This is a genomic window from Salicola sp. Rm-C-2C1-2 (assembly GCF_040196175.1).
Lineage (GTDB): Bacteria > Pseudomonadota > Gammaproteobacteria > Pseudomonadales > Oleiphilaceae > Halospina.
On the sequence record NZ_JBEFNF010000004.1, the window covers coordinates 221,373 to 244,882 of the forward strand.

The window sequence follows — 23,510 nt, forward strand, 5'->3', positions numbered from 1 at the left end:
ATGCCGGGGATCTGGTTCATGTGGTTTCGTAACGCGCGTCTTTATCGTATCACCAAAGCCTTTGAGTGGTCCGCCGAGGCCCTGGAGGAGGCGCTGGCGAAGCGTGCTTTCCAGCCCTGTGGGCCCCAGGATACGGAGCGGATGGGGTGGGTGTCGCCCCTTGGCCGCGATGGTGATGATCTGGTGTTTACGTCTGGGGAGTGCTATCTGGTTTGTCTGCGCCGCGAAGAAAAGGTGTTGCCGCCGGCGGTGATCCGCGAGGAGGTGGATGAGCGCGTAGCGGCGGCTGAGGAGGAGCGGGGGCAGCCGCTGCGGCGCAAGGACAAGACTGAGATCAAGGAGCAGGTGACGCTGGAGATGCTGCCACGGGCATTCACCAAGTCGCGCTTTATTCACGCCTACATTGCACCGTCTCAGGAGTTGGTTGTGGTGGATTCGGCCGCCAGCAATGCGGCGGAGACGCTGCTTTCGGAGCTGCGTGAGACGCTGGGTTCCATGCCGGTTCGTCCGCCGGCTGTGCATGAGTCCCCGGCGTTCACCATGACCCAGTGGCTGCGTGGCGAGGCGCATCCGCCGGCCGGGCTGGTGGTCGCGGATGAATGTGAGCTCCGGGATGATGAGGAGCAGGGCGGTGTGGTGCGCATCAAGGGTGTGGATCTGGGTGGCGATGAGGTACGCAGCCATCTGGACAATGCCATGAGCGTGACCCGTCTGGCTCTGGATTGGGAGAAGCAGCTGTCGTTGGTATTGGACGATGAGCTGACACTGCGCCGGCTGCGGTTCAGCGATGATCTGAAGGAAAAGCTTGACGATGATGCCGGGGATGACCGCATCGCCCGTTTTGATGCCGCCTTCAGCCTGATGACGCTGGAACTGGCACGGGTGGTGCCGGCGCTGCTCGAGGCCTTTGGCGGCGAGGATCGGTCGGCGCTTAACGCTTGATCTGGGCGTTGAACTGTTCGCCGGTGACGCCTTTGGAATCCGGCCCCATCAGGTACAGGTAGGCGTCCATGATGGCTTCTGGCTCGGGATTGCTGGCCGGATCTTCCGCCGGATAAGCGTTGTGGCGCATGTAGGTGCGGGTGGCGCCGGGATTGAGGCTGTTCACGCGCACGGCGTTACGCTGGTCGTCCAGCTCGTCGGCCAGGGTTTCCATCAGGCCTTCGGTGGCGAACTTGGAGATGGCGTAGGCCCCCCAGTTGGCACGCCCCTTGCGGCCCACGCTGGAGGAGGTGAGAATCACCGAGGCGTCCGGAGCTGCGCGCAGCAGCGGGATCATGGCCTGGGTGAGCAGGAAGGCGCCGGTGACGTTGGTGCGCATGACCCGCTCCCATTCCTCGGGGTTGTAGTACTCCAGAGGCGTGCGGTCGCCCAGACGGCTGGCGTTGTGAAGTAGCCCATCCAGGCGCCCGAAGTCTTCTTCAAGGCGTTCCACCACCTGGCTGTAATCTTCCGCCTTGGCGCCCTCGATATCCAGCGGCAGGATCAGAGGGGCGGGGTGACCCGCCGCTTCAATCTCGTCATAGACCTGTTCCAGTTTCTTGATGGTGCGTCCCAGAAGGATGACGGTGGCGCCGTGCGCCGCATAGGTCCTGGCAGCGGCGCGGCCAATGCCGTCACCCGCGCCGGTTACCATGATGATCCGGTCCTGCAACAGGGCCGGTGACGGTTGATAGTTTTCGACGGTCTTTGCGCTCATGCGGAATCCGTGTCGGGTTGGTGGGTATCAAGGATGGTGAAAAACTCAGTGCCGTGGTCGATGATGTGGTGGGCGTTCCACTCCGCGACGTTCTCGTCCGCGCCCAGATAGCCGTAGCGCGCGGCCACAGTGGTCATGCCGGCTGCCAGGCCGGACTCGATATCACGCCTGTGGTCCCCGGCGTAGAGGCAGTGCTCCGGCGCCACACCGATCTGCTCGGCAGCCAGCAATACCGGCTCCGGGTCGGGTTTGGTATGCGTGACGTGATCCGGGCAGACCACGCTGGCGCAGCGCTGGAGCAGGTCCATCTCCTCCAGCAGCTGCAGGGTGTACTGGCTGGCTTTGTTGGTGACGATCCCCCAGGGTACGCCCTGGGCATCCAGGTGGGCCAGGACTTCGGTCAGACCCGGGAAGAGCCGGGTGCAGACGGCGATGTGGCTGGTATACAGTGCCAGCAGCTCAGCGTGGCATTCGTCGTAGCCGGGATCCTCCGGGCGCAGCCCGAAGCCCAGCTGGACCAGCCCACGCGCGCCGTTGGAGACCACGCGGCGGATGCTGTGCTCGTCCAGCTGCGTCAGGTTGTGGCGGGCACGCTGCGTGTTAAGGCACCAGATGAAGTCTGGTGCGGTATCCAGCAGGGTGCCGTCCAGGTCGAAGAGAATGGCATTGAAGTGGCTCACGCGTCGGCCTCCGGTTTGATGCCGTGCATGAAGTAGTTGACGTCAATGTCCCGCCCCAGACGGTATTGGCCGGTGACCGGGTTGTAGGCCAGGCCCGTGGTGTTGCGGGTTTCAATGCCGGCATGGCGGAAATAGCGGTCCATCTCCGAGGGGCGGATGAAGCGCTTCCATTCGTGGGTGCCGCGGGGCAGCAGTTTGAGCACGTATTCAGCACCCACCTTGGCGAAAAGCCAGGACTTGGGGTTGCGGTTGATGGTCGACACCACCAGGCTGCCGCCGGGGCGCAGGAGGCGGGCACAGGCGGCAATAGTGGCTTCGGGGTCCGGCACGTGCTCCAGAACCTCAAGGCAGGTGACGGTGTCGTAACGCTCGGCTTGCTCTTGCGCCAGGGCTTCAACCTCTTCTACGCGGTAATCCACGGTTAATTCGGCCTCAAGAGCATGCAGGTCCGCCACACCCACGGCTTCCCGGCTGAGGTCGATGCCGGTGACAGTCGCGCCACGCCGCGCCATGGCCTCACTGAGCAGGCCACCACCACAGCCCACGTCCAGTACCGTCTGGCCGTTGAGACTGCCGGTGTGCTGCTCAATGTAGCCCAGGCGCAGGGGGTTGATCTCATGCAGTGGTTTGCACTCGCCTTCCGGATCCCACCAGCGCTGGGCCATGGCATCGAATTTGGCGATTTCGTTCTGGTCAACGTTCGGGCTCATGGCACTGTCCTCAGTGTTTGTCGGCTTCAGCGATGTGGCGTTGCCACTGGTTGACCCGCTCACTCAGGCCGTGGAGGTCCATGCGTTGCAGCTCACCCTCAATCACTCTGAGCTCGCCAGCCACCCAGGTGTGGCTGACCTGGCGGCCGCTGGTGTTGTAAACAAGGTGAGAAATCGGGTCATAGACGGGCTGGACCAGCGGATCGCCCAGGTCCACGGCGATCATGTCCGCCTGCTTGCCGGGCTCCAGTGTGCCTACCCGGTCATCAATGCCCATGGCGCGGGCGCCATTGATGGTGGCCATGCGCAGGACGCTGTAGGCGTCCGTGGCGCCGGCCTCCAGTGTGCTCAGCTTGCCCAGAAGCGCGGCGCTCTGCATTTCGCCGAACATGTCCAGGTTGTTGTTGCTGGCGGCGCCGTCGGTCCCCAGAGCCACATTGACGCCAGCGTCGAGCAGGCGCTGCACCGGGCAGGCGCCGCTGGCGAGCTTCATGTTGGCTTCCGGGCAGTGCAGCACATGGGCGCCGCTTTCGCGCAGCAGTTTGACGTCGTGATCGTCCACCTGGGTCATGTGCACGCAGTGGGTGCGGGGTGAGAACAGGCCCAGTTCCGCCAGGCGCCGGCTCGGGCGCAGGCCATGGGTCTGAATGCTGTCGTCCACTTCGCCGGCGGTTTCGTGCAGGTGGATCTGGATGGGAAGGTCCACTTCCTCGGCCAGGGTGGCGATGCGTTTGAGCGGCTCGTCCGAGATGGTGTAGGGCGCATGCGGGCCAAAGGCGATGGTGGCCAGATTGCTGTTGCGCACACGGTCATGGAGGGCCAGGCCTTTCTGGATGTATTCCTCGGGGCCACTGCCCCACTGGGTGGGAAAGTCCAGGATTGGGAATGCGGCCTGGATACGCATGCCATGCTGCTGGGCAGTCTCCACGATGGTCTCGGGGAAGAAGTACATGTCCGAAAAGCAGGTGGTGCCGGTGCTCAGCATCTCGGCGATGGCCAGCTGGGTGCCGTCGGCGACGAAGGCTTCGTTCACGAAGCGGTCCTCGGCGGGCCAGATATGGTCCTGGAGCCATTCCATCAGCGGCAGGTCGTTGCCGAGGCCGCGCAGCAGGGTCATGGGGGCGTGACCGTGGGCGTTGATAAGCCCCGGCATCAGGAGCCGGTCGCCGAGGTCGCGGTGCTCGTTGGGCTGGTAGTGCTCCAGGGCGGTGGTTGTGGGGCAGATGTCGAGGATCTGGTTGCCCTGGATGGCGACGCTGTGGTGTTCGAGAACCTGCCGGTCGGTCATGGGCAGGAGCCAGCGGGCGCTGATGAGTTGGTCGACTGGTTGCATCTGGCTCATGGCGTGCTCGGTTGCTGGTTTAGGGTCTCGGCTTTCAGGGACTTGTGAGTGGTGCCCTGTGGCTGCAGACTCGAAAGTATAACGGATGGTGGCTTTGGGGCCCATGGCTTTGCGTGGTCTCCAGACTGTTGGCTTGTTGCCGGCGGCCATGGCGTACGCCGTCGAGTGCAGCTTCAGCTTTATCGTTTTAATTGAGGAATCTGTTTGATGACAAATGGTCAGGTAACCCCTTTCATATGGCATGGCGAGGTGCTGGAGGTGCTGGATCAGCGGCTGTTGCCCGCTGAAGAGGTATGGCGGGCGCATTCGGATGTTGAGGGGGTTTACCAGGCGATCCATGAGATGCAGGTGCGGGGCGCGCCGGCGATCGGGATTGTGGCGGCTTATGGGGTGGTTCTTGCGGCCCGGGGGTGTGCGAGGGCGTCGGATTGGTATTCACGGCTGGGGGCCAGCATTGATTGGCTGGCGCAGGCGCGGCCGACGGCGGTGAATCTGGTGTGGGCGCTGGAGCGCATGCGCGGGTGCTTGGATCAGGTGGCTGATGCGCCTGAGCTGGTGCGGGTTCTGGAGGCGGAGGCGCAACGCATTCATGAAGAGGATGCGGCGGCGAACCATGCGATGGGCGTACTTGGTGCGGACCGCATCCTGAGCGGGGGTGGCGGGCCGAGGCGGATTCTGACGCATTGCAATACCGGGGCATTGGCGACTGGTGGGCAGGGGACGGCGCTGGGTGTTGTTCGGGAGTTGTTCAGCCGTGGTGTGCTCGGTTGCGTGCATATGGATGAGACCCGGCCCTGGCTGCAGGGGGCGCGGCTGACGGCCTGGGAGTGTGAGCGTGAGGGGATGCCGTGCTCACTGAATGTAGACGGCGCGGCGGCGACGCTGATGGCGCAGGGGCAGGTGGACTGGGTCGTGGTCGGGGCGGACCGGATTACGGCGAACGGGGATGTGGCGAACAAGATCGGTACTCTGCCGCTGGCGATACTGGCGCGGCATTTTGGGGTGGGGATGATGGTGGTGGCCCCGTCCTCAACTCTGGATGGGGCGACACCCAGTGGTGATCGGATTGATATCGAGGAGCGCGATGGTAAAGAGCTGCGGCGTTCTGGAAGACGCTGGTTGGCGCCCAATTCGGTGACGGTGTTCAATCCGGTCTTTGATGTGACGCCGGCATCACTAGTGGATGTAATCGTGACGGAGACGGGGGTGTGTGAGGCGCCGGGCAATCAGATGGCGCCACTGCAATCACTGACCTGACCGGTCGGATCGGTTGTTGTTGCTGTTGGCTTTACTGGTGGATTCGCGTTCGGCGTCCAGGTCGTTCAGGGCCTCGTTGAGGCGCGCCTCCTCTTCGGCCACGAAGTGCAGCGACATCTCGAAGGATTTGCGGGTGAATTCCAGCACGCGCTTAAAGCCTTCGTCCGACAGCTCCCGGGCTTCGTCGTGCCCCCGGTAGATATTGATGAATTCACGCTCGCGCTCGAAATGCAGCGGCAGGCGACCTACGCCCCAGTCGTTCAGGACCCGCCATGTGTCCGGACTGTAGGCTCGGGTGTACTTGAGGATGAACGGAACCGGGTCGTTGCGTGCGAGCACGGCGGCCAGGCGCAGGATGAGTTCAAAGGGGAGGGCGGCGGTTCCGTCCTCAACGGCTTCCAGCAGACTCTTATCCCGCAGGTTGAGCGATTGCGCCAGGTCGTTGACTGTAAGGCCCGCCACTTCGCGCAGGTCACGGAGGGATTCGCCCGCCGTCAGCATCATGCGCAGCTGGTCCTGGCTGCCCATGAGCTTTTTGCCCACCTTCAGTGAGTTGCCGGTGGTACGCCGGGCGATCTTGTAAGCGGAGCCGGTGTAACCGGCCAGACGATCAAGCAGGTTGGGTTCGTCGTCGTTGGCGATATCCCGGTCAGGCGCTGTGGCATCCTGAAAACTGGATCTACCCTGGGCCTCGTCGTCCAGTTCCTGAACTTTTTCCAGCGACTCCAGAGCATGCAATGAGTCTTTCAGGAAGGTTTCCAGCGCTTCGGATTTCTCGTCGTCGCTCGCCATGGCGCCTGCTCCGCTCTATTCCTCGGCCACTGCCCCCTTTTCAGGGGTCCCGTTATAGATACTGGCGTACTCCTCGCTCTGGGCCAGAAGGTCGGTAAGGATAGCGCCGGCTTCGCGCACCACAAAATCCGGCCCCTCGTCTGCCAGATCGCTGCGCCGGGCCATGGCCGGGCGGGATTCCGCGTCCTTTTCGTAGGCCTGCCAGGACTCGAAGGCCTCCTTGTCCTGCAGTTCGCGGCGTCGGTTCACGATGCTGAGCTGCTTGTCACGGAACGCTTCCAGATCCGCCCGGCGCTGTTCGGCGTTGAGGCTGACCCAGGTCCGGTCCCGGCGTTCGTTAAGCATTTCCAGTTCGCGCTGGCGCAGTTTGTATTCGGGCACTTTGGAGAAACGCGCCTGGTGTTTTTCGGTAACGGTCTCCAGCACGTTACTGAACTCGAAATAGCGGTGATAGTCCAGAGTGTCGATCTCGTCCCATGCCAGAGCGCCATCGAGAGCGGATTCGGCTACGTTCTCGCGCTGGATACGGTCCTCGATCTCAATATCCGGTACCACGCCCCGATTCTGGGTACTGGCACCGGAAACCCGATAGAACTTGGACTGGGTGATCTTGAGCTGGCCATGGTTCAGTGGCCGAATGGCCTGAACGGTGCCCTTGCCGAAGGTCTGTGCGCCAACAACCAGTGCCCGGCCATAGTCCTGCATGGCACCAGCAAAGATCTCGGAAGCGGAGGCGCTGAGGTTGTTGACCAGTACCACTACAGGGCCGTCCCAGGCGACATCACTGCCGTTATCCTCAAACACCTGAACGGAACCGTCCGAGCCACGAACCTGTACTGTCGGGCCGTTCTCAATGAACAGCCCCACCAGCTGGTTGGCCTCGGACAGGGCACCACCGCCGTTGCCGCGCAGATCGATGACAAGCCCATCCATGCCGTCCGACTTGAGCTCCTGGAGCAGATCCCGGACATCGCGGGTAGTGCTGCGGTAGTTCTCGTCGCCCTGGCGCGCCGCTTTGAGATCCGCGTAGAAGGTGGGGATGTCGATGACGCCCAGCTGCCAGGGCTCGCCCCCATTCTGCATCTCAAGCATGTCGCTCTGAGCGGATTGTTCCTCGAGCTTTACCTCATCCCGGACAATGGTGATCTCATGGGTGTTCATATCGTTCTGGGTGCCTGCTGGGATGACTTCCAGCCGTACTTCGGAGCCCTTGGGGCCCCGGATCAGGTCAACCACTTCGCCAAGGCGCCAGCCGATGACGTTCTTCATCTTTTCGTCTTCCTGGGCTACGCCCACGATCCGGTCGGCGGTACCCAGCGAACCTTCCTCGGCCGCGGGGCCGCCGGGCACAACCCGGCTGACTTTGGTGTAGCCATCCTTGGACTGCAGAACCGCGCCAATACCCTCCAGGGAGAGACTCATGTTGATGTCGAAGTTTTCGGAATTGCGCGGAGACAGGTACTGGGTGTGAGGATCCCAGAGCCCGGCAAAGGCATTCATCCACTGCTGGAAGGCGTCCTCACTGCGGGCGTCGTAGGCGCGGTCAAGCTGGCTTTCGTAGCGCCGGGTCAGGGTTTCCTTGATGGCCTCATCCGGTTGACCGTCCAGACGCATGCTGAGCACGGCATTACGGATGCGGTCGCGCCATAGTCGATCAAGCTCATCCGTGTTCTTCGCCCATTCCGCGTCTTTGCGGTCGAGTCGGTAGCGGTCGTCATCCTCAAAGCTGAAGCTGTCGATGCCCTGGTCCAGAAGTGACAGCGCGTATTCCAGGCGCTGGACGCTGCGTTTCTGGAAGCGGTTGTAGATACGGAAGGCTGGTTCCAGGTTGCCGGAGGTCAGTGCCCTTTGCATGGTGTCGCGGTAGTCACTGAAACGGTCGATATCTCCCTGGGTGAAGTAGAGGCGCTGACCGTCCAGCTGGTTGAGGTAGGCGTCGAGGGTCTCGGAAGCCAGCTCGTCGTCGATGTCCTGTTCTTTGAAATGGCCGAACTGGAGTTGGCGTGCTATCAGGATATTGGCACGGGCCTGATCGGCCGTGGGTTCAACCGGCTGGTAGTCACGTTCGGTTTCAAGGTTGGCCTGTGCTGCGCTGGTAACCAGAAGCGCCAGCGTCAGGAATAGGGCGGAGAAGATTTGGGTACGCAAGATTGCCGTTGCTCCTGATCAGGTGGTCTGGATCACCATACTATGCCTCGACTATTAAGTGTAGGGGAGGTAAGAGGCCCCGACCAGCCGGGACTGGCCGGGGGGTGGCTCATTCGAAATACTGAGGCGTTGCGGCATGCTCGCGCAGCAGTTCCGGGGGCCGGAAGCGTTCGCCGAAACGATCCGCCAGTTCATCCGCGCGCCCGGTGAACGCCTGCAGCCCGTACTGGTTGATGTACTGCAGCGCACCGCCGCTCCAAGCGGCGAAACCGATGCCGAAGATGGAGCCGATATTGGCGTCGCGCACCTCCATCAGCACGTTCTCCTCCAGGCAGCGCACGGTCTCGATGGCCTGGATGAACAGCAGCCGCTCCTTGAGCAGGGTCAGGTCCGCGTTTTGGGCCTTGTTCTGGTCCACGTAGAGGGTCTCCAGTTCTGGCCAGAGGTGTTTCTTCCCGTTCTCTGGATATTCATAGAAACCGGCGCCGGCCGCCTTACCCTTGCGATCGTGCTGATCGACCATGGTGTCGATCACGGCCTCGGCCGGGTGGGGATCCCAGGTGCCGCCCGCCGCTTCGGTATCCTTCTTTGACTGGTCCCGGATGTGCTGGGTCAGCGTCAGGCTCACCTCGTCACAGATGGCCAGTGGTCCCACGGGCATCCCCGCCAGAAGCGCTGCATTCTCGACGGATGCGGGGTGGAAACCTTCCGACAACAGGGTGATGCCCTCGTTGACGAAGGTGCCGAAGACACGCGAAGTGAAGAAGCCACGGCTGTCGTTGACCACGATGGGCGTCTTGTTGATCTGCATGACGTAGTCGAACGCTCTCGCGAGGGTCTCGTCGTCGGTCTGCTCGCCCTTGATGATCTCGACCAGGGGCATTTTGTCCACAGGGGAGAAGAAGTGCAGGCCGATGAATTTCGCCGGGTTGGCGGAGCCCTTTGCCAGCTGGGTTATGGGGATTGTCGATGTGTTGGAGGCGAAGATGCCGTTGTCGGCCAGGTGTGGTTCCGCTTCCTGGGTGACCTTGGCCTTGAGGTCGCTGTCCTCAAATACCGCTTCGATGATGAGGTCGCAGCCGGCCAGCTCGTCCGCGCTGCCGGTGGCATTGATGCGATCCAGAACCTTCTGCTTGCCGGTCTCATCCAGCTGGCCACGCGAGACCTTCTTAGCGAGGAGCTTGTCCGAGTAGGCCTTGCCCTTTTCAGCGTTTTCGTCGGAGACGTCTTTCAGCACTACGTCGATGCCCCGGTTAGCACTGACGTAGGCGATGCCCGCGCCCATCATGCCGGCACCGAGAATGCCGACCTTTTTCACCTTGGATTTTTCTGGTGCCTGGGGGCGGCTGCCGCCCGCCTTGATGGCGTTGAGGCCGAACCAGAAGGTGGTGATCATGTTCTTAGCCACCGGGCTGCAGGTGATCTCGGTAAAGTAGCGAGCCTCGATGCGGTCCGCCGTATCCACATCCACGCTGGCGCCCTCCACAGCCGCTGCCATGATGCGCTCCGGGGCTGGATAGCAGCCCTTGGTCTTCTCTTTGAGCATGGCCGGGGCAATGGCCAGGCGTTGCGCCATAGCCGGGTGGTTGGGGCCACCGCCGGGGATCTTGAAGCCTTTCTGGTCCCAGGGCTGCCTGCTCTCCGGGTTAGCCTTGATCCACTCACGCGCTTTGTGCAGCAGCTCTTGGTGAGAGGAAGCCAGCTCGTCGACCATGCCTTCTTTGAGGGCGGTCTGCGGGTCGATCTGTTTGCCTTCCATCAAATAGGGGAAAGCTTTTTCCAGGCCCAGAACCCGTGGCAGGCGCACACAGGCACCGCCGCCAGGCAGCAGCCCGAGGGTGACTTCCGGCAGGCCGATCTTGACACTGGCGTCGTCCAGCACAATGCGCCGATGGCTGGCGAGGCAAAGTTCGTAGCCGCCGCCCAGAGCAGTGCCGTTCATGGCCGCGACCACCGGCTTGCCCAGGGTCTCCAGCTTACGCAACTGGGCCTTGAGCGACAGGATGGTGTTGAAGAATGCCTCGGCACTGTCGTTGGTGACCTGAATCAGTTCGTTGAGGTCGCCGCCGGCGAAAAAGGTGTCCTTGGCGGAGGTGATGATGATGCCGCTGATTTTTTCCGCGTCACCCTTAACCTTCTGAACGGTTTCGGTCAGTGCCTCGCGGAAGGCGGCGTTCATGGTGTTGGCCGACTGCCCCGGCATGTCGATGGTCAGGGTCAGGATGCCGTCGTTGTCGATCTCGTATTGAATTGCCGTCATGATGTTGGTCCTGCCCTTTAAACCCGTTCAATGATGGTGGCGATGCCCATGCCGCCGCCGACGCAGAGCGTGGCGAGGCCGAAGCGCAGGTCCCGGCGCTCGAGTTCGTCAAGCAGGGTGCCCAGGATCATGGCACCGGTGGCGCCCAGCGGATGGCCCATGGCGATGGCCCCGCCGTTCACGTTCACTTTCTCATCCGGGACGCTGAGCTCGCGTTGGAAGCGCATCACCACAGCGGCGAAGGCCTCGTTCACCTCAAAGAGATCGATCTGCTCCGGTGTCATACCGGCCTTGTCCAGCGCCTTGCGCGAGGCCGGAGCCGGGCCGGTGAGCATGATGGTGGGATCGGTGCTGGTCACTGCCGTGGCGATGATTTTCGCCCTTGGTGTCAGGCCGAGCTGCTTACCCCGGGCTTCGCTCCCGATTAGCATGGCGGTGGCGCCGTCCACAATGCCGGATGAGTTACCCGGCGTGTGGACATGGTTGATCGTCTCCACGTAGTGGTACTTCTCACGCGCCACGCCATCAAAGCCCATCTCGCCCATCTGCTGGAACGAAGGCTGGAGCTGGCTCAGGGCTTCGGCGGTGGTGCCGGGTCGAACGTGCTGGTCCTGGTCCAGAATCACCAGCCCGTTCTGATCCGTTACTGGCACTACGGACTTGCTGAAGTAGCCTTGTTCCCAGGCTTCTGCTGCCTTGCGCTGGGATTCCGCGGCAAAATGATCGACATCATGGCGGGAAAAACCCTCAATGGTCGCAATCAGGTCTGCACCGATCCCCTGTGGCATGAATCCGGTGTGCAGGTTGGTCTCCGGGTCCGTTGCCCAGGCGCCGCCATCCGATCCCATGGGCACACGCGACATGGACTCCACACCGCCGGCAACAACCAGATCCTCAAACCCGGAGCGCACTTTCATGGCCGCGAGGTTCACCGCCTCCAGCCCGGAGGCGCAGAAACGGTTGAGCTGGACGCCAGCAACGCATTCATCCCAGTCCACGGCCAGGGCAGCGGTCTTGGCAATGTCGGCTCCCTGCTCACCAACAGGCGTAACGCAGCCCATGACGATGTCGTCGACCAGGCTCGTGTCCAGATCAGTTCTCTGTTGCAGGGCGGTCAGGGTCTGGCCGAGCAGGGTGACCGGCTTGACCTCGTGCAGGGCGCCATCGGCTTTACCCCGACCGCGAGGTGTACGCACGGCGTCATAAATATAGGCTTCTTCAGTCATTTCGGGATCTCTGTCCTATGGGGTTCAAATCAGCTGCGATAAAGCCTCATGATCGTGTCAAAGTCCAAAGGCACAATAGCGGCGCAGATTCCCAGGGTTAATGGCACCACCCATCAAAACCATTGGCGGATGCGCTCACTCCGCCGGCACTGCGTCATCCCCGCCGCTGCGCAGGAACCAGTGCTTAAGCGCCTCACGCAACCGCTGGTAATGGTCGGGTGTGAGTCCGTCCTCCGGGTCCAGCTGGCACCAGGTGGCGAGCAGACTGTCCAGTTCATCCTCTTGGGACTCCAGACTCTGCTCGCTCTTCATACCGTCATTGAGCCGGCTGACCTGCAGGGCCATGCGCTGAGCCTGATCCTCAGGCGGGGTGGCAGCGCCGGAAACAATCTCCACACGGATACACAGCGCACGGGCCTGACTGGGCGCGTCGGACTCTTGGGTTGCCTGTTCCAGCGGCATAGGGGGATGCCGGAAGTTTTCCGGGCCCGGTGACTCGCCACCCTGGTGCTGATCCAGGGCCGTGAGCCATTGCTGATAGCGTTGCGCCCGCAGCGCACTCATCTGCTGCTCCTGGACACCGTCCATAGCTTTATTGAATTGATCCGAAAGGGCGCTGGCACGATCCCGTGGGAGCTCCAGGGCCCGGAAGGCATTGTGGAACTGCTCCAGATCGCCGGCACCGATCTCCGACGGATTCACATCCTGGAGCTGGCGGATCAGCTTTTCCGCCTCCTGGGCGGCGGCATTGAACGCCTCCTCACGGGCTTCCCGCTGATCGCTCAGACGCGCAAAGATGCGGTCGCAGGCGCTGCGGAAGGCTTTCCAGAGACGCTTGTCCTCCTGCTGGTGAGTGATGCCGATGGCCTCCCATTCCTTCTGCAGGGCTTTGGCGCCCTCGGTGGCTTCGCGCAGCGGTTCGTGCTCCACCAGGGCCTCGGCCCGCTCAACCACGTCCCGTTTGAGGGCATTGTTACGTTCGCGTTCGGTCTCAAGACCGGCGTTCAGCGTCTTGATCAACCGGTCAAACTGCTTCTGGAGCGAGCGGTTGGCGCGATAGTCCACGGGTTTGGCATCGCTCCATTCACGCCGGGCGGTACGCTGGATACGGTCGACGGCTTTGTAGTCGCAACTGCGCCAGTCGAGGTTGTCCACGAACTCCTGGAGCTGTTCCACGATGTATTGGCGCTTCTCGAGATTGGCGCTCTTGAGACGCTTTTTCTCTGAGAAGTATTCGTGGCATGGCTCATAGGCTCTGTCCGTTGCTTCCTTGAACCGCTGCCACAACTGTTGATCCGGGGTCCCGCCGAGTTCATACCATTGTTGCTGCAGGTCGTGGATGTGTTCAGCCTTGGCTTCGGGTTCCATGGGCTGCTCGGCAAGGTATTCCATCTGTTCGCACAGTGATTCCAGCTTGGGCCGGGCGGCGAAGCCAAGCCAGTCCCGCAGCTCCTGGAGCTGGCGGCCGAGCCTTGTGATCCGGGCCTGGTGCTGACGGGCCTGCTTTTCCGGTAGCTGGTCCTGGAGCTTCTGGGCTTTCCGGAAGTGCTCCCGCGAGGGTTTAAGCTGATGCTCCTCCAGGCTCTGTTCCAGCGAATCCAGAGTCCGATCGAGTTCGCCGGTATCCACGGACGGCGGCGCTTGTTCAGCGTCGGGCGCTGGAGCCGTTTTGTCTTTGTGGTATCGGCGGGCCCTGAGCAGGATGGGGGGCTCGGCAAAACCTTCGGGCCAGCTGATGGATTTCAGGGTGGTGGCGACAGTGGCCGCGTCGTCTTCATTCAGCGCCTGCTCGAGCTGGGCTTCGTGCTGCTGCCAGTCGCTGAGTGCCTGATGGTAGGTTTCCAGCTGTTCCTGCAGCCAGTTGAAGCGGGCTCTGAGATCCGCATTGGGGAGCTGGTCAGTGACCGCCTGCTCCCAACGGTTTCGCTGGGTCTTGATGATGGCGTCGAGTGAGGAAAGGCTGGTGCCTTCCTCGGGCCAGGCTGAGGTGAGCTGCTCCACCGTTGCGGCCAGAGTTTCCACCGCGCCCTGCTGCTCTTCGGCTTTTTCCTGTTCCGCCCGGGCACGGATTTGTTCTTCGGCGACGGCGCTGGCCCGTTCGCGACAGCGCGCCAGGCTGGTATCGTAACGCGCTCTCTGGGCGCTGTCGGCATGATCGCTGATGGGTTCCCAGCGGCTGATAAGGGCATCGAGCCGGGCCTGGTAGAGTTTGGTGTCGTGGGTGGCGGCCAGCGCTTCAGCGTCCTGCAGTACCTGCTCGATTTCGGCCTGGCGTGCCTGTTCCGCCTGGGCTCGGTCGCGCTGTTCGCGCAGCTTGCCACGAGCGGCCTGAAAGGCACCCTTGTCCCGGCCTTTGAGCGCACGGCTGGCGCGCTCCAGAGCGTCAGTGTCCTGCAGCCGCTCAACGGCCTCCCGGCGGATGGCGGCGGTTTCGCCTTTGGTGGCGAGTTCCTCCAGTTCCCCGGTGGTCGTCGCTCTGGCCACGATGTCCGGATCCGGGGCGGGGCGTTGTGGCGTAGCCGGTTTGGCTTGGGGTTGCGGTTGATCTGCGGCGCTTGTGGGTTGCCTGGGTTTGAAGAACTGTTTCAGAAAGCCGGCCATGATGAAGGTCCTTAAGTGCCGTAAAAGCCCACCTGACGATGTCGGGTGGTGAATGGAGTCGGACCATTAAAATTAGCACATAGAAATGGCGTGAGCCTATTGGCGTGTGGGTAGTGATATGAGTGATCCCAAGCAGTATCTGAAAGAACGGGCGCTGAAGCTTCTGGCCCGGCGTGAGCACAGCCGACTGGAGCTCTGTCGCAAGCTGGAGAAGGCTGCGGACAGTGCGGATCTTTTGGCGGAGGTGTTGGATGAGCTGGCTGATGAGGACTGGCAGAGTGACGACCGATTTGCGGAGTCGTTCAGCCGGCAGCGGATCGAGGCGGGATACGGCCCGTTACGCATCCGCTCCGAGTTGGAGCAGCGCGGCGTCAGCGGCGATAGCCAGACACTGAGTGCTCTGGCCGATGATGACTGGGTGAGCATGGCTCTGGACCAGCGTAGACGGCGTTTTGGGCCTGACGCGCCGCGTGACTGGAAAGAGAAGGGGCGCCAGGGCCGCTTCCTGGCGCAGAGAGGCTACAGTCGGTCACAGGTTGAGAGGGCGTTGACCATGACCCCGGATGAGGACCTGCCTTAGGCTTGATGCGATCACAGCAGCGGTGAGGCCTCGCGCAGCTGCTGGCGCTGGTCATTCGGAGCGCCTTTTCCGGCGGTGTTTGCGGATTGGGGCGGCTGGCTTCCGGTGTCTTCCAGTGGGGATTCAACGCCATTTTCAATGATGGCCGTAGTGGTGTCTTCATCCGGGAACATCCATTTAAGGACATCGTAATAACGGCGGATGTTCTGGGTGTAGAGTACCGGTTCATAGCCGCGGGCATAGCCGTAACGCGTCTGGGTGTAGTACTGGCGCTGGGCCAGCAGTGGCAGGTATTGCTTGACGTCGAGCCAGCGGTTCGGGTCGCTGCCATCCCTTCGCGCCAGGCGGCGGGCATCCTGAAGGTGGCCATATCCAACGTTATAGGCGGCCAGCGCGAACCAGGTTCTGTCCGGCTCCTTGATGTTATCGGGGATGCGGTTATGCAGGCGCCGGAAAAAGCGGGCACCGCCCCAGATGGAGGCTTGTGGGTCCAGGCGATTCTTGACGCCGATGAGAGCGGCTGTGTCCCGCGTGAGCATCATCAGCCCACGTACGCCAGTGGGTGAGACCGCCCGGGGTTCCCAGTGCGATTCCTGGTAGCCGATAGCGGCCAACAGACGCCAGTCCAGATCATGAGCGCTGGCAGCGCCCATGAAGGTTTCACGGTATTTCGGCAGTCGGTTATCAAGGTGAGTGGTGAAGGTTTTAGCTCCAACGTAATCCAGGTGGTCAAGATGGCCGAAGAAGCGCTCCTGGAGCTGCGCCAGTGTGCCGTCGGCGCGGATGGATCGGAAAAAGTCGCGCGCTGCCTGCATGAGCGATCCGTCGCCTGCCGGGGGCAGAAGCCAGCCCACAGGGCGGGGGCTGCTCAGGGCGAAGCCGTCGCGTACGTTTGAGAAGAAAACCTGGTTGTTTTCCAACTCACGGCTGTTGATAACGGTCGCTTCCACGTCTCCCTGGTCCACTCGGTGCAACAGTTCTGTAGGATCCTGGCGTGTTTCCGCCTGCCAGTTCATGCCCGGTATGACCTCACGGACCCGTTCCAGCTGCTGCTCGGCGGCGCTGCCGGCGCGTACCGCGATATTGAGCTGGGCGAGCTCCGTAGGGCTGCTGGGGCGCGCCACGTCAGCGTTATACACAACGATCGGCCGGCTGCGGTCGTAGACCGGTCCGTGGCGGTAGCGGCGTTGCAGTTCCGGAGTTAATGCCAGACCGGCAGCGGCCAGATGCGTGTGGTGTTCGTCCAGGCGCTGGTAGAGCTCGGGAAGGTCGTCCACAACTTCGACCCGCAGTTCAACGCCGAGGGAGTCAGCAAAACGCCGGACCAGCTCGTATTCAAATCCGGAGGGCTCTCCGTTCTCTTCGTAGTAAACGGTCGAGGCGGGGTGCATGACCACATGCAGCACACTTTCCTGGTTGATGCGGTCAAGTGTTGTGGGCTGGGAGCACGCGGTGAGCACCAATGCCAGGAGCACTGGTGCCGCCAGACGTATTGCCAGCCGGGGTGCCATACCCAGGCGTTTGAGGGTGCTGGTGCGCATTGTCCCGTCCGGCAAAGATGGAAACATCCTCTATTCTACGTTAAAAAATGGACATGGTTTGAAAGCCGTGTCACAACCATCCATTGCGTCATTCCCCTCTGTATCCCGTCCCTCGATTTGAGTATCATACGCAGCGCAAAACCCACCCGAATCCCGCCCCATAAACGAGGCTTATAGACCCATGCTGGAACTTCGTGGCGCGCCGGCTCTTTCCGCCTTTCGCAGAGAACGGCTGATGCAGAGGATACAGGCGATCTGTCCCACTATCGACTCACTCTATGCCGAATTCATGCATTTTGTGGATCTGGAGGGTGAACTCGATAACGGTAGCCTGGATGTGCTCAACCGTCTCCTGAGCTATGGCTCCAGGTGGCAGGCAGAGGCTGTAGATGGAGTGCTTTTTCTGGCGGTACCGCGCCCGGGCACGATTTCGCCCTGGTCGAGTAAGGCGACAGACATTGTCCATAACTGCGGTCTGACAAAAGTCCGACGGGTTGAGCGTGGCACTGCCTATTACCTGCGCGCCGGCCGCAAACTGGAACTGGCCGAGCGCGAAGCGTTGGCGGCACTGCTGCACGACCGTATGACTGAAAGAGTCTTCCATGAGATGGCCGGCGCGGAGCTGTTGTTCAACGAGGAGTCGCCGAAGCCCCTGGAGACAGTGCCGGTTCAGGCGCAGGGGCGTGCTGCGCTGGCGGAGGCGAATGAGCGACTCGGGTTGGCGCTGGCCGGGGACGAGGTGGATTACCTGGCGGAGTCCTTTGCCGGGCTGGAGCGCGATCCCACGGATGTGGAACTGATGATGTTCGCTCAGGCGAACTCGGAGCACTGTCGCCACAAGATATTCAATGCGTCCTGGTCCATTGATGGGGTTGAGCAGGATCGCTCGCTGTTTGACATGATCAGTAATACCCATGAAGTCGGTGGCCAGGGGGTGCTTTCTGCTTACCGTGATAATGCGGCAGTCATTGAGGGCGCGCCGGGGCAACGGTTCTATCCGGATCCATCCTCCCAGCGGTATCGCTACCACAGTGAATCGATTCATATCCTTGCCAAGGTGGAGACCCATAATCATCCCACGGCTATTTCACCGCACCCAGGGGCAGCAACCGGCTCCGGAGGTGAGATCCGTGATGAGGGGGCGACCGGCCTGGGCGGTAAACCCAAGGCCGGGTTGACCGGTTTCACCACCTCAAACCTCTTTATTCCCGGTTTTGAACAGCCATGGGAAGACACTCCGGGCCGTCCCGGCCGGATGGCTTCGCCGCTTTCCATCATGCTGGAGGGCCCTGTTGGGGGAGCCGCTTTCAACAACGAATTCGGGCGGCCCAATCTGACCGGTTACTTCCGGACCTTCGAGCAGAACGTATCGGGAGTGAATGGTGCGGAATACCGGGGCTACCATAAGCCCATCATGATTGCCGGTGGCGTGGGTAACATCCGCGAGGACCATGTGCACAAGGATGTGATTCCCAGCGGCTCCAGGTTGATCGTGATGGGAGGCCCTTCGATGCTCATCGGGCTTGGAGGCGGTGCCGCTTCTTCGATGGATTCCGGTGCCAGTGCCGAAGACCTGGACTTTGCCTCGGTGCAGCGCGAGAACCCGGAGATGGAGCGCCGTTGTCAGGAGGTGATCGATCGTTGCTGGCAGATGGGCGAAGGTAACCCTATTGCGTTTATCCATGATGTGGGCGCGGGCGGGCTCTCCAACGCACTGCCGGAGCTTGTGAAAGACGGCGGCTGTGGTGGCCGCTTTGAGCTCCGCGAGGTGCCCAATGCCGAGCCCGGCATGTCACCGTTGGAAATCTGGTGCAATGAAGCTCAGGAGCGGTATGTGCTGGCTGTTGCGGCGGAGGATATAGATCGCTTTGATGCGATCTGCCGCCGTGAGCGCTGCCCCTATGCGGTGGTTGGGGATGCTGTGGAAGAGCCCCATCTGGCGGTTCACGATGCCTATTTTGATAACAACGCCGTGGACCTGCCCATGCAGGTGCTGTTCGGCAAGCCGCCACGCCTGCATCGAGAGGTGCGGCGGGCCAGCTTTACCAAGGCGGTGTTCAATAGTGAGGCTCTGAATCCGGACGAGGCCATTGACCGGGTGCTGCGGATTCCCTCGGTAGCTTGCAAAAGCTTTCTGATCACCATCGGAGATCGGTCCATTACCGGGCAGGTGGCCCGTGACCAGATGGTGGGTCCCTGGCAGGTGCCAGTGGCGGACGTGGCTGTGACCGCCAGTAGCTTTGCAGGCTATACCGGCGAGGCCATGGCCATGGGCGAACGACCTCCGGTGGCCTGCATCAATGCGCCGGCCTCTGGCCGCCTCGCTGTGGGTGAAACAGTGACCAATCTGGCAGCTGCTGCCATTGGGGATATCAGCCGGATCAGTCTGTCCGCCAACTGGATGGCACCAGCGGGGCATCCGGGTGAGGATGAAAACCTCTATGAAACGGTGCGTGCCGTAGGCATGGATCTGTGCCCGAAGCTCGGGATCACGATTCCAGTTGGTAAGGATTCCCTCTCCATGAAGACGGTCTGGTCGCGGGATGGGGCCTCACAAAGCGTTACCTCGCCGCTGTCGCTGGTGACCACGGGCTTTGCGCCGGTGGATGACATCCGGCGGACCCTGACGCCGGAACTCCGGACGGACCTGGGGGCCACGGAATTGATTATGATTGATCTGGGCGAGGGCCGGAACCGGTTGGGAGGGTCCGCACTAGCGCAGGCTTACGGAGCCATGGGCGCCGTTGCGCCGGACGTGGAAAAGCCAGCGCAGCTGCGCGGTTTCTTTGATACCATCCAGTCCCTGAACCGCCGAGGGTTGCTCCTGGCTTACCACGACCGCTCTGATGGTGGCCTGTTCACGACGCTTTGCGAGATGGCCTTTGCCGGGCGCGCCGGTCTTAGAATCACTCTGGATTCACTGCTGGAAGACAGTAGCCATCTGGTACGCGAGCTTTTCAACGAGGAGCTCGGTGCGGTGATCCAGGTGGCGCAAGAGCATGTCAGCGCCGTGCTAAGCGCGATGCAGGAAGCGGGTCTTGCCAGTCATATCGCAAGAGTGGGGACACCGGCTTCGGACCAGCGCCTTTGCTTCAGTTTCCATGATCAGACGTTGATTGATCGCGGCCGTGGGGAGCTGCAGAAAAAGTGGGCGGAAACCAGTTACCGCATGCAGGCCATCCGGGACAACAGTGACTGCGCTGGCGAGGAGTTCGAATCTCTGGCCGATGACGCTGACCCCGGGCTGCATGCGCAACTCAGCTTTGATCCAGCCGAGGATATCGCCGCGCCCCTGATTAATACCGGCGCACGCCCATCAGTGGCGGTGCTGCGGGAACAGGGCGTTAACGGTCAGGTCGAGATGGCGGCGGCCTTTGACAGAGCCGGTTTTGATACGGTGGATGTGCACATGAGCGACATCCTTTCCGGGCGCATGACCCTTGATGAATTCAAAGTGATGGTCGCGTGTGGTGGCTTCTCTTTCGGGGATGTGCTCGGGGCCGGTGGCGGCTGGGCCAAGTCAATCCTTTTCAATCAGCGTGCGCGCGCCCAGTTCCAGGCTTTCTTCGAGCGCCAGGACACCCTTTCGCTGGGCGTTTGCAACGGCTGCCAGATGCTGGCGGAACTACGCGAGCTGATCCCCGGAGCCGGTCATTGGCCACGCTTTGTGCGTAATCGCTCCGAGCAGTTCGAGGCGCGTACTGTCATGGTGGAAGTACCGGAATCCCGGTCGGTCTTTTTTGAGGGCATGGCCGGATCGCGTATGCCCATTGCTGTGGCCCACGGTGAGGGAATGGCTGAGTTCCGTAACGGCTCGGATCATTCACAGCTCAAGCAGGGCAGCAAGGTGGCGCTGCGGTACACAGACCATTACGGTCGGCCGGCCGAGCACTACCCGCACAACCCTAACGGGTCCCCGGACGGCGTGACCGGTCTCTGCTCGGAAGACGGTCGCGCGACGATCATGATGCCCCATCCCGAGCGGGTGTTCAGGTCGGTTCAGTGCAGCTGGCATCCGGATGATTGGGGCGAAGATGGCGCCTGGCTCAGAATATTCCGAAATGCCCGAAAATGGGTCGGTTGAGGTCTTGACACAAAACTCTTATTCACATTGGGTTATCGAGACAGAGGGCTTTTGACCGCAAACTGAATTAACGTGTTGAATAAATGGTCAATTATGGTAACTCTCTGATTTTTGGTGACTTTTTTGTTTCGGTGAAAATGTCATCAATAAGGGGAGGAGCCCGTCACTGAGCGGGCTGACGGCCTCTTCCCATAAATTGTTCACAGAGTTTTCCACAGATTCTGTGGTTAACTTTTAGAGGTCTCGGGAGGAACGTATGTACAAGATTTGCTGCTTCGTTCCAGAGCAATATCTGGAGCAGACCAAGACGGCGATCTTTGCGGCCGGCGGTGGTCACATCGGGAACTATGACAGCTGCTGTTGGCAGACGAAGGGGCAGGGGCAGTTCCGCCCGATGGATGGCAGCAAGCCTTTCCAGGGGCAGCAGGGGCAGATTGAGGCGGTACCTGAGTACCGTGTGGAGCTGGTCTGTGAGGACGATCTGATCCAGGCTGTGATCCGGGCGCTCAAGGCGGGGCATCCTTACGAGGAGCCCGCCTATGAGGTGTACCGGATGGAGGACTTGTGATCGGATCAGCGGTTGTTGCCGAGGCGCCGGCGAATGTCATCCACCATGACCTCGAAGTGCTCACCGGTGGCGTTGCGATCGCTGAAGTAGCGATTCAGGGTCTCGGTTACCGTGGGAAAGGCGAGTTCCTCCCAGGGAATCTCGCTTTCGCGGAACAGCGCCGTCTCCAGTGATTCCGGGCCAGCGCCAAACTGTCCATCTATGAGGCGCGCACGGAAATACATGTGCACTTGATCGATGTGGGGCACATTCAGGACGGCGTAAAGCCCGTCCAGTTCCACGCGCGCCTCCGCCTCTTCCAGCGTTTCCCGTAGTGCCGCCTCAGTGGTGGTTTCGCCGTTTTCCATGAAACCAGCGGGCAGCGTCCAGAAGCCGTAACGGGGCTCGATGGCGCGCCGGCAAAGCAGAATACGCTCATCCCAGACCGGCAGCGTGCCCGCAACGATCCTTGGGTTGATGTAGTGAATGATGCCGCAGTTTTCGCACACGTGGCGTTCACGGTCATCGCCTTGCGGTATCCGGAACGCCACACCTGCCCCGCAGCTGCTGCAATACTGCATGTCTGTCTCCTGACAATTCGGTTTCAGTCTCTTTACGGCGGACTGGCGCCATGGGTTGGCCCCGCGGCCATTGCGACCGTCGGGATTATCTCATACTGTCGGGTACGATCGGGAACATGGGGTCACACCTTTGAAAACGGATCTTGTGCACAGATTCAATCAGTACCAGCCCAGGGCGCTGCCGCTGGACTATCCGCGCGCCAGTGTGCTGGTTCCTATTACGCACACAGAGGATCCCGAGATTGTGCTGACACGTCGCGCGGCCCGCCATGGTCCTCACAGCGGTCAGGTAGCCTTCCCGGGGGGTATGGCCAATCAAAGGGATGAGAGGCCGGACGCCACCGCTTTGCGAGAGACTCATGAGGAAGTCGGGTTGCCGCCGGAACGGGTGGAGCTTCTGGGCGAGCTGAGTCAGGTGGTATCCCGTCATGGAATCCTGGTGACGCCTTATGTGGGGCTGGTACCGGAGACCTATCCCTATCGCGCCGAGCCGGGTGAAGTGGAGACGGTTTTCCAGGTGCCGGTGCGCTGGCTTCTTGATGACCAGCGCAGCCGTACGGATGAGATCAGCTTCCATGACTGGCGACTTTATGTGCCATGTTACCGCTGGCGGGAGCATGACATCTGGGGGTTGTCCGCAATCATACTGGTGGAATGCCTGAATATGGCCTTTGATGCTGCCATTGATATAACAAAACCACCGTGGGAGGGTTGATCATGCTCTATCAACTGGAAGATCGCAGGCCTGAAATTCGGGGCGAGGGTCATTTCATTGCCGACAATGCAACTGTTATAGGGTCGGTGCTTCTTGAGGCGCGCAGCAGCGTCTGGTTCAACGCGGTTATCCGTGGTGACAACGAATTGATGACCATTGGTGAGGACTGCAACGTTCAGGACGGTGCGGTGCTGCATACTGATCCCGGCCTGCGGCTTACGCTGGGCCGTGGTGTAACCGTTGGCCATCAGGCCATGCTCCATGGCTGTGAGGTGGATGATTACAGTCTCATCGGGATCAATGCTGTGGTTCTCAATCGAGCGCGCATTGGCAAGCATTGCCTAATCGGCGCGAACACGCTCATTCCGGAAGGAATGGAGGTACCTGATGGCTCAATGGTTGTGGGGTCCCCCGGAGCCATTAAGCGCACCCTGAATGAAGAGCAGAAGTCCATGCTGGAACACAGTGCAGCGCATTACGTGGCGAATGCTGAACGCTACCGCAGCGCGCTCAAGGCGGCATTTGGGCCGGATGAACCGAAGTGACTACCAGTTTCGGGGCCTGTTAGTCGGGGGTTGTAATCAGATTGCCATAAACCTGTTGACGGTGCCCGCTGTGGGTGTAGAATACGCATCTCATTCGGGGCAACGGCCCAAGGCGGCGACGCTTTGAGGCGAAACGGGTTGTTCCGAGGGTTGACAAAATTCTGAAATGCTTTAGAATTTTGTTTTCCGAATCAGGGGCTTA

18 protein-coding genes are annotated in these 23,510 nt (G+C 61.3%); 7 read left to right on the forward strand and 11 right to left on the reverse strand.

Annotation, left to right across the window (positions count from 1 at the left end):
- The first annotated feature begins 18 nt into the window (after positions 1-18).
- Complete coding sequence (gene rdgC, locus AAF659_RS09560; protein ID WP_349751517.1) at positions 19-942, forward strand: recombination-associated protein RdgC; 924 nt, start codon at positions 19-21, stop codon at positions 940-942.
- Here rdgC and AAF659_RS09565 read toward each other — a convergent pair.
- From AAF659_RS09565 to AAF659_RS09580, 4 genes are read right to left on the reverse strand one after another with little or no spacing between them, the layout of a single operon-like run.
- The gene (locus AAF659_RS09565; RefSeq protein ID WP_349751518.1) at positions 932-1,699 is read right to left on the reverse strand and encodes a YciK family oxidoreductase; all 768 of its coding nucleotides are present in this window, start codon (positions 1,697-1,699) and stop codon (positions 932-934) included. The two genes, rdgC and AAF659_RS09565, sit on opposite strands and share 11 nt — an antisense overlap.
- Positions 1,696-2,379, reverse strand: coding sequence for an HAD-IA family hydrolase (locus AAF659_RS09570; RefSeq protein ID WP_349751519.1), 684 nt, complete (start codon positions 2,377-2,379; stop codon positions 1,696-1,698). Before AAF659_RS09570 ends, AAF659_RS09565 begins: the two co-directional genes overlap by 4 nt.
- Positions 2,376-3,089, reverse strand: a complete 714-nt coding sequence (gene ubiG, locus AAF659_RS09575) for a bifunctional 2-polyprenyl-6-hydroxyphenol methylase/3-demethylubiquinol 3-O-methyltransferase UbiG (RefSeq protein ID WP_349751520.1) — start codon at positions 3,087-3,089, stop codon at positions 2,376-2,378. Before ubiG ends, AAF659_RS09570 begins: the two co-directional genes overlap by 4 nt.
- A gap of 10 nt (positions 3,090-3,099) precedes the next feature.
- Complete coding sequence (locus tag AAF659_RS09580; RefSeq protein WP_349751521.1) at positions 3,100-4,431, reverse strand: TRZ/ATZ family hydrolase; 1,332 nt, start codon at positions 4,429-4,431, stop codon at positions 3,100-3,102.
- A 207-nt stretch (positions 4,432-4,638) separates the two neighbouring features.
- Here AAF659_RS09580 and mtnA point away from each other — a divergent pair, with 207 nt between their 5' ends.
- A complete protein-coding gene (gene mtnA, locus AAF659_RS09585) occupies positions 4,639-5,688 on the forward strand; it encodes an S-methyl-5-thioribose-1-phosphate isomerase (RefSeq protein ID WP_349751522.1) in 1,050 nt (349 codons plus the stop codon).
- Here the strand turns inward: mtnA and AAF659_RS09590 are convergent.
- From AAF659_RS09590 to AAF659_RS09610, 5 genes are all read right to left on the reverse strand, one after another.
- A complete protein-coding gene (locus tag AAF659_RS09590; protein WP_349751523.1) occupies positions 5,677-6,480 on the reverse strand; it encodes a helix-turn-helix domain-containing protein in 804 nt (267 codons plus the stop codon). The two genes, mtnA and AAF659_RS09590, sit on opposite strands and share 12 nt — an antisense overlap.
- A 15-nt stretch (positions 6,481-6,495) precedes the next feature.
- The gene (locus AAF659_RS09595) at positions 6,496-8,628 is read right to left on the reverse strand and encodes a carboxy terminal-processing peptidase (RefSeq protein WP_349751524.1); all 2,133 of its coding nucleotides are present in this window, start codon (positions 8,626-8,628) and stop codon (positions 6,496-6,498) included.
- Positions 8,629-8,737: 109 nt separating this feature from the next.
- Complete coding sequence (locus AAF659_RS09600) at positions 8,738-10,888, reverse strand: 3-hydroxyacyl-CoA dehydrogenase NAD-binding domain-containing protein (RefSeq protein ID WP_349751525.1); 2,151 nt, start codon at positions 10,886-10,888, stop codon at positions 8,738-8,740.
- A 17-nt stretch (positions 10,889-10,905) separates the two neighbouring features.
- Positions 10,906-12,114, reverse strand: coding sequence for an acetyl-CoA C-acetyltransferase (locus tag AAF659_RS09605; RefSeq protein WP_349751526.1), 1,209 nt, complete (start codon positions 12,112-12,114; stop codon positions 10,906-10,908).
- Positions 12,115-12,249: 135 nt separating this feature from the next.
- Positions 12,250-14,715 (reverse strand): DUF349 domain-containing protein, encoded by a 2,466-nt coding sequence (locus AAF659_RS09610; RefSeq protein ID WP_349751527.1) that lies wholly within the window; start codon positions 14,713-14,715, stop codon positions 12,250-12,252.
- Between the two features lie 118 nt (positions 14,716-14,833).
- Between AAF659_RS09610 and AAF659_RS09615 the strand changes: the two genes are divergently transcribed.
- Entirely contained in the window at positions 14,834-15,295 is a 462-nt protein-coding gene (locus tag AAF659_RS09615; protein ID WP_349751528.1) for a regulatory protein RecX, read from the forward strand.
- Between the two features lie 11 nt (positions 15,296-15,306).
- Here the strand turns inward: AAF659_RS09615 and mltF are convergent, their stop codons facing one another.
- Positions 15,307-16,836 carry a membrane-bound lytic murein transglycosylase MltF gene (gene mltF, locus AAF659_RS09620; RefSeq protein WP_349751529.1) on the reverse strand — a complete coding sequence of 510 codons (1,530 nt, stop codon included), beginning with the start codon at positions 16,834-16,836 and terminating at the stop codon, positions 15,307-15,309.
- Positions 16,837-17,017: 181 nt separating this feature from the next.
- On the opposite strand from mltF, the gene purL reads away from it, so the two are divergent.
- Positions 17,018-20,920: a phosphoribosylformylglycinamidine synthase gene (purL, locus tag AAF659_RS09625; protein WP_349751530.1), complete on the forward strand. Its 3,903-nt coding sequence runs from the start codon at positions 17,018-17,020 to the stop codon at positions 20,918-20,920.
- Between the two features lie 256 nt (positions 20,921-21,176).
- Positions 21,177-21,488, forward strand: a complete 312-nt coding sequence (locus AAF659_RS09630; protein WP_349751531.1) for a YqfO family protein — start codon at positions 21,177-21,179, stop codon at positions 21,486-21,488.
- Positions 21,489-21,493: 5 nt separating this feature from the next.
- Here the strand turns inward: AAF659_RS09630 and AAF659_RS09635 are convergent, their stop codons facing one another.
- The gene (locus AAF659_RS09635) at positions 21,494-22,048 is read right to left on the reverse strand and encodes an NUDIX hydrolase (protein ID WP_349751532.1); all 555 of its coding nucleotides are present in this window, start codon (positions 22,046-22,048) and stop codon (positions 21,494-21,496) included.
- Positions 22,049-22,178: 130 nt separating this feature from the next.
- Between AAF659_RS09635 and AAF659_RS09640 the strand changes: the two genes are divergently transcribed.
- The gene (locus AAF659_RS09640) at positions 22,179-22,763 is read left to right on the forward strand and encodes a CoA pyrophosphatase (protein ID WP_349751533.1); all 585 of its coding nucleotides are present in this window, start codon (positions 22,179-22,181) and stop codon (positions 22,761-22,763) included.
- A gap of 2 nt (positions 22,764-22,765) precedes the next feature.
- Positions 22,766-23,308, forward strand: coding sequence for a gamma carbonic anhydrase family protein (locus AAF659_RS09645; protein ID WP_349751534.1), 543 nt, complete (start codon positions 22,766-22,768; stop codon positions 23,306-23,308).
- The last annotated feature ends 202 nt before the right edge of the window (positions 23,309-23,510 follow it).

Excerpts from the sequence above, each read along its gene's own strand:
- rdgC (WP_349751517.1), top strand. The coding sequence starts at position 19 with ATGTGGTTTCGTAACGCGCGTCTTTATCGTATCACCAAAGCCTTTGAG.
- AAF659_RS09565 (WP_349751518.1), bottom strand. The coding sequence starts at position 1,699 with ATGAGCGCAAAGACCGTCGAAAACTATCAACCGTCACCGGCCCTGTTG.
- ubiG (WP_349751520.1), bottom strand. The coding sequence starts at position 3,089 with ATGAGCCCGAACGTTGACCAGAACGAAATCGCCAAATTCGATGCCATG.
- AAF659_RS09580 (WP_349751521.1), bottom strand. The coding sequence starts at position 4,431 with ATGAGCCAGATGCAACCAGTCGACCAACTCATCAGCGCCCGCTGGCTC.
- mtnA (WP_349751522.1), top strand. The coding sequence starts at position 4,639 with ATGACAAATGGTCAGGTAACCCCTTTCATATGGCATGGCGAGGTGCTG.
- AAF659_RS09590 (WP_349751523.1), bottom strand. The coding sequence starts at position 6,480 with ATGGCGAGCGACGACGAGAAATCCGAAGCGCTGGAAACCTTCCTGAAA.
- AAF659_RS09600 (WP_349751525.1), bottom strand. The coding sequence starts at position 10,888 with ATGACGGCAATTCAATACGAGATCGACAACGACGGCATCCTGACCCTG.
- AAF659_RS09605 (WP_349751526.1), bottom strand. The coding sequence starts at position 12,114 with ATGACTGAAGAAGCCTATATTTATGACGCCGTGCGTACACCTCGCGGT.
- AAF659_RS09610 (WP_349751527.1), bottom strand. The coding sequence starts at position 14,715 with ATGGCCGGCTTTCTGAAACAGTTCTTCAAACCCAGGCAACCCACAAGC.
- AAF659_RS09615 (WP_349751528.1), top strand. The coding sequence starts at position 14,834 with ATGAGTGATCCCAAGCAGTATCTGAAAGAACGGGCGCTGAAGCTTCTG.
- mltF (WP_349751529.1), bottom strand. The coding sequence starts at position 16,836 with ATGCGCACCAGCACCCTCAAACGCCTGGGTATGGCACCCCGGCTGGCA.
- purL (WP_349751530.1), top strand. The coding sequence starts at position 17,018 with ATGCTGGAACTTCGTGGCGCGCCGGCTCTTTCCGCCTTTCGCAGAGAA.
- AAF659_RS09630 (WP_349751531.1), top strand. The coding sequence starts at position 21,177 with ATGTACAAGATTTGCTGCTTCGTTCCAGAGCAATATCTGGAGCAGACC.
- AAF659_RS09635 (WP_349751532.1), bottom strand. The coding sequence starts at position 22,048 with ATGCAGTATTGCAGCAGCTGCGGGGCAGGTGTGGCGTTCCGGATACCG.
- AAF659_RS09645 (WP_349751534.1), top strand. The coding sequence starts at position 22,766 with ATGCTCTATCAACTGGAAGATCGCAGGCCTGAAATTCGGGGCGAGGGT.